General features: G+C 43.7%; 2 protein-coding genes. One reads left to right on the top strand and one right to left on the bottom strand.

From position 1 onward, the window contains the following. Window positions 1-794 precede the first annotated feature (794 nt). Window positions 795-3,131: a SprB repeat-containing protein gene (locus tag ACJ751_RS18880; protein ID WP_407747075.1), complete on the bottom strand. Its 2,337-nt coding sequence runs from the start codon at window positions 3,129-3,131 to the stop codon at window positions 795-797. Between the two features lie 429 nt (window positions 3,132-3,560). Between ACJ751_RS18880 and ACJ751_RS18875 the strand changes: the two genes are divergently transcribed. Beyond that, a partial coding sequence (locus ACJ751_RS18875; RefSeq protein ID WP_407747074.1) for a glycoside hydrolase family 2 TIM barrel-domain containing protein occupies window positions 3,561-6,654 on the top strand: 3,094 nt, incomplete at its 3' end.

Genomic DNA, 6,654 nt, shown 5'->3' with positions numbered 1-6,654 from the left:
TGTTACCGGGCGAATTCTGTTCAAGACAGACAGTAGTGGCGAAGCGAAGGGATCACCGCTTATGTCCTTTTAAGTATGGATTTTCGAGTTTCTCCTTTTGCACGAGGAGTTTTCTTGTTTGCATATTGAGTTTGTATCTCACTTAGCGGATACATGTCTCATCTTACCTTTTATGCATCAACTGTAGCTTTTTATGCATCTTCACTAGCTTTTATGGTACAACAGTAGCTTTTTATGCACCATCCCTCGCCTTTTATAGTGCATCCCTTACTTTATTCTATTGCATCAATAGCCTTTTATGACTCGTAAGTTGCCAACTTTAGTACGTAAGTTGCCAACTTCGGGGTACAAGTGGGCAACTTTCAATCATATGTTCATCACTTAAGACCTGAAGTTGGTTACTTGTGTGACAAAAAAAGCAATTATTGATCTGAAGTTGCGCAGATATGCGCTATAAATAGCGACTTATGCACCAAAGTAAGCAACTTGTATGAAAAGTTAGCTTTGGATGAGTCATAAAAGGCTAGGTACGCAATAAAAGAAGCAACTGGCGCACAATATAAAGCTATGGTGCACCATAAAAGGCTACAGTTGTTTCAAAGTTGGCAACTTCCAAGCCAATCTTGTCCACAATACACGCCGCTGGCTCACATTCTTGAGTGAACTATGGGAGGCCTTTAAAACCGCATCATCTAATTGCTTTAGGGAAGTTAGGGAAATTCGAGTTTTTTGCGTTCAGTCCTTGACGTACTACAACAATGCTAATCGAACCCACGCGCAAAGACAGCATTTATTTATTGTATGAGTATCCTTTTAGCTTTCCCATCAGCGTTCAATAAGTAAACACCTTTGGCATAGCTGCTTACATCTATGCTTTTTAATCCGGGTGTTAATTGTTTTATCCATAGCAGCTTACCGCTTACTTCGTAAAATGAGATAGTTGTTGTTTTATGAACCTGTACCTGCAATACTCCATTACTTATTCTGTTTCCAGGTATGGTAAAGGCTGCATAATCTTCGGACAGGTTTATTACTTTCACTTCACTATAACTGATTTTCCCGTCCAGATCTGTTTGTATTACACGGTAATAGTTATAACCTTTCCAGGTATTATTATGCACATAAGTATACTTGCGAAGGGTGCTGCTGTTACCTGCTGCTGAAAGAATGGCTACTGAAGTCCAGCTTACACCGTCAATACTATACTGTACAATAAAATCTTTTGAATTTTGTTCTGAAGCAGTGCTCCAATTTAATATTGCCGACTTGTCTTGTCTTTTTACTGTAAAGGAAACCCAGGTTATAGGAAGGGTGAATAGATTTGTTTGTACAATAAAACCACTAAAGCCAGCAACAGTAAAAGTTACTTCCCAGCAATTTGAAACAGCATTCCAAACGATATCATTATCGTCAGGATTAATAACCGTTGTGCCGTTACTGTAGGAAGATGGCAATCCTGTCGCGTCGGCTGAACTGCCACTGTATTTACCTATACGCAGGTTGGCTTTACCGACACTATCAGAAGGGGCGGCCGGCAGTTTGAGTGAACTTGCAGCAACAGTATTGAAGTTGTCGAAATCGGTTTGTGTGAAATACAATGTAATGGTGCCTGTGGCGGTAGATGCGTTGCTGGCAGGCGTTATTTCGTAATGACGCTGCACAAAAGGAAGTCCGTTTTGGGTGGGCACTGTTCCTTCGATCCAGACTTTATTAGTAACAGAACCGCTAACAGGGCTGGCTCCAGAAGCCATAACAGTGTTAAGCAATTGACAGCTGCCGGTTACGTAGTTGGTATTGCTTACATTTTTGATAACAGTTTGATTGGATGTGGGTAATGAATAATAGCTTGATCCGGGTGTAAATGATGGTTCGGTAATAACAATGGTTGCAGTTGTGGTAAAGAGGTTGGCATCGGTTACAGTTACAGTATAGGTGTCTGCCGGAAGATTGGTAGCAGTAGCTGATGTTCCTCCAGTGGGCGACCACGAATAGGTGTAACCCGCACTGCCGCCTGCAGCGCTTACCGTAGCCGAGCCGTTAGAACCGCCATTGCAGGATACGTTGGATGATGATGTGATGGTTGCTGATAATATAGTAACGTAATCAAGGCAGGCAGTTACGTCATTCAATACAGGTGTACTGGTGGTAACTCCGGAGGTAAGGAAGGCCTTGTATTTTAAATAACGGAGGCCGTTAAACCGAGATAGGGATGCTCCACTGGTGAAGAAAGTAGAAGCTGTGCCGTCTGGACCAACAAAGTTAAAAGGACCGCTGCTACTGTTGCTTGCCGCTACCTGGAGTTGTATGGCCGTGCTGGCAGGAGTGGTTGCCGTCCAGGTCAACGTTGTCCAAACCGGGGCGAAACCAACAGCCGGATTTGCATCCTTCACTGCGGAGACTAAATTGCCGGAGCCAAAGTATGTTACCGGCGGCGTTACATAGCTCGTGAAGTAGAGGTCAGCATTGATGGCAGTCCACGTAGTGCCGCTGTTGGTGGTTGTGAATACCTGACCATTGGCCAGCGAACTTCCGCCTGCAGTATAACCCCGCACACCGAAGACCGTATTGCCAACGCTCAACCGGAGAACAATAGAGTAACTGGTTCCGCTGACCACCGCCGCGGGGGTTGCAAAGGTAGTCGTGTAGAGCGCAGCCGTACCAACGTTCGTGACCGGGCCTAACGTGCCCGTCGCCAGGACGGTTGTTCCAGGATTTGCTCCGTTTAGATTGCGGATCTCCACAGTAATTGTTCCAGAGGTACCGGACGAGAGACCAAGACCCACCGTGAGCTTTGTCAGGTTGCCGGTAACGCCGGCACGGAAAGTCTGTCCCGTCCATGTGGTTCCAGTCAGGTTATTGCTAACGGATAAAGCTGCAGGTGAACTGGTCTGATCGGCAGCTTCCGGGGTGCTGTTTGTAAGCTTCACGTCGCCGGGACTGGAGGTTAGTTCAACATTGGTCAGCGCGCCGGTCTGGAATTCAGCCTGCGATGCATCGATCATGCAGGTATCACTGTTGACAAAAGAAATGCCTGTTTCACCCGGTGGAAGGATAGCACTCTTTGCAGTAAACCCTGCTATCAACAACATTGTCGTTATAGTTAGCAATAAACTGAATTTTATTTTTTTCATAAGCTCTTAATTTACCAGTAAATGCAATGCTTAGACTAACAAACAACCACCTTTTTAAATAATTAAGGTGTTATTTATATGATGATAAAGGTTATCACATATTGATTTTCTCTGCAATAGAAGGCGATCCATTTTGCCTGGTGTTACATGCTGAAAAAGAAAATGAAAAACTAAACGCTACAACCAATACAAAATTTGATCATAGGTTGCTTACTTAAGACCTGTAGTTGTTTATTTGTATATCGAAGTACGCAATTACGATTTGAAGGTGCGACGAAATGAGTTGTACTAAGCTACAACTTTAGGATCAATTTTTGACCGGGCAGGATCATTTTGAAGAAGTCATGGATGAAGGTGGTAAATAATTTCGAAAGTGAAATGGATTTTTATGCCGAAAAAGTGTTATGTTGACGCAATATAAAGTTGGTTATGACACTCAAGTTAACTTACAGAACAATTGCCTTGCTATTTTTATTATCAATTCCTGCCATTGCTGCCTTCGCCCAAAAAGATGAATGGCTCGATCCTAACCTCAATGAAATAAACCGTGCGCCCATGCATACCAATTATTTTGCTTACGAAAGCGAAAGCAAGGCATTGCTGGGTGTTAAAGAAAACTCCACCAATTTTCTAACCCTGAACGGTTCCTGGAAGTTTAACTGGGTAAAAGATGCCGGTATGCGCCCGCTGGATTTCTTTAAAAATGATTTTAATGATAAAGGATGGTCAGCCATGCCTGTGCCTGGTATCTGGGAGGTGAATGGGTTTGGCGATCCGATGTACACCAACATTGCCTATCCCTGGAGCAACCAGGTTGCGAACAACCCGCCCATTGTTCCCGAAGAAAATAACCATGTAGGATCCTACAGAAAAGAGATCACCATTCCCGCGGACTGGAAAGGGAAAGAAATTATCGCCCATTTTGGGTCCGTTACTTCCAACATGTACCTGTGGGTGAACGGGCAGCTGGTAGGGTATAGCGAAGACAGTAAACTGGAAGCGGAATTCGATATCACTAAATACCTGAAACCCGGCGGTAAAAATCTATTTGCTTTCCAGGTTTTTCGCTGGTGCGACGGGTCATACCTGGAAGATCAGGATTTCTGGCGCTTATCAGGTGTTGGCAGGGATTGCTTTTTATATGCACATGGCCCCAAACATATTGCAGACATTCGTTCATCTACCGAACTGGATGCCCGGTATAAAGATGCAAAACTAAAGGTCGCACTCACCCTGCCAGGTGGAGGCAATGCATACCTGAAACTGTTGGATGAAAATGGAACAGTTGCAGGAACCGCATCCGTGCAGGGCGCCGGTTCACAGACTGTTTCTATCAGTATCAGCGATCCGTTAAAATGGACTGCTGAAACCCCTCATTTATATTCACTTATTGCTACCCTGAAAGACAAGGATAAAACCCTCGAAGTTATTCCAGTAAAAGTGGGTTTCCGTAAAGTTGAAATAACAAACGGGCAACTCCTGGTAAATGGTAAACCGATACTTATTAAAGGCGTCAACCGCCATGAAATGGACCCTGATAACGGCTATTATCTTTCACCCGAACGCATGTTGCAGGACATCAGGATCATGAAAGAAAATCATATCAATGCGGTGCGTACCTGCCACTATCCCGATAATAATTTATGGTACGACCTCTGCGATAAATACGGGATCTATATGGTCGCCGAAGCCAATATTGAATCGCATGGAATGGGATATGGTGAGAAAACGCTGGCAAAAAATCCGCTGTTCACAAAAGCCCACCTGGAACGCAACCAGCGGAATGTGCAACGCAATTTCAATCATCCTGCAATTATAATCTGGTCAATGGGAAATGAGGCCGGATTTGGGCCTAATTTTGAAAACTGCTACCGGTGGCTCAAAAACGAAGATGCCTCACGGCCAGTTCAATATGAGCAGGCCGGGACGAACGACTTCACTGATATTTATTGCCCTATGTATTTGCCGTACGATGGTTGTGAACGCTATTGTGAAAGTGCAAACCCCAAACCACTTATTCAATGCGAATATGCGCATGCTATGGGTAATTCAGAAGGTGGGTTTAAAGAATACTGGGACCTGGTTCGAAAATATCCAAAATATCAGGGTGGTTTTATCTGGGACTTTGTTGACCAGTCGTTGAGAAGAAAAGATGCAAACGGCAATCAATATTATGCGTATGGCGGTGATTTTAACCCCTATGATGTGTCTGACAAAAACTTTCTGGATAACGGTCTCATTGGCCCCGACCGGGTGCTCAATCCGCATATGCATGAAGTAAGCTATTTCTATCAGTCTATCTGGACAAGCCCGGCTGATCTTAATAAAGGGGACGTAAATGTATACAACGAAAATTTTTTCCGTGACCTGGACAACTGTTACCTGGAATGGGACTTGTTGGTCAATGGCGAAATGCTGCAATCAGGAACTGTGCAGGACCTGAATGTTCAACCTCAGCAAACAAAACCCGTTAAACTGGATTATTCGCTTGAAAATATTTCAGGGAATGCAGAATTGTTATTGAACATTCGTTTCAAACTGAAAAAGACAGAACCTTTATTACCTGTTGGGTCTGTTGTTGCTCAGCAACAGTTAACCATACGTCCATATACCTTTGAAAAACAGACATTGCAGAATGCGGTTATGGTGAACAGCGAAATAACATCGCCGTCAGTAATGGAGAACGACAGGAATTTCCTGATCATTAAAAATGATAAAGTAGATATAGAGTTCAATAAACATAACGGCTTCCTTTGCAAATATAACGTGGGACGCAGTTCGCTGATCAATGAAAGATCGCAACTGGTCCCTAATTTCTGGCGCGCCCCAACAGATAATGATTTTGGCGCCAGCCTGCAGGTGAAATATAATGTCTGGAAACAACCTGAGTTAAAGCTGACATCGCTCGAAAAAAAATTAACCGATGGATTAATAACAGTAAATGCCGCCTATGAAATGGCCGGGGTTTCCGCCAGGCTTTTTCTGACCTATCAAATTACAAATGAGGGGAAAATAAAGATAACCCAGCGAATGCAGGCAGATAAAGAAGCCAAAATACCCGATATGTTCCGATTTGGAATGCAATTACAAATGCCTTCCGATGCCGATCAGATAATATATTATGGAAGAGGGCCCTTTGAAAATTATAGCGATAGGAACAATGCGTCGAATATTGGTGTATACAGGCAAACTGTAAATGAGCAATATTACCCGTATATCCGCCCGCAGGAAACCGGAACAAAAACCGATATCAGATGGTGGCAGCAGGTGAACAGGGGAGGCGAAGGGATCAGGTTTTATAGTGATACCACTCTTTCCATGTCAGCCCTGCATTATGCAATCGAATCCCTGGATGATGGTATGGAGAAACACCAGCGGCATGGGTTGTTGATCCCTCAGGTAAACTATACAAATATCTGTATCGATAAAATTCAAATGGGGATGGGTTGTGTGACCAGCTGGGGTGCTTTACCATTAGAAAAATACCGCTTGCATTATGGCGATAAAGAGTTTTCATTTGTTA

Origin of the sequence: Niastella sp. (genome assembly GCF_045805085.1) — a bacterium.
Classification (GTDB): Bacteria; Bacteroidota; Bacteroidia; order Chitinophagales; family Chitinophagaceae; genus Niastella.
The sequence above is the reverse complement of the archived record's forward strand: the minus strand, read 5'-3'. Positions and strand labels throughout refer to the sequence as shown.

Bases quoted from the DNA above. Each gene is read 5' to 3' on its own strand.
- ACJ751_RS18880 (WP_407747075.1), bottom strand. From the start codon at position 3,131: ATGAAAAAAATAAAATTCAGTTTATTGCTAACTATAACGACAATGTTG.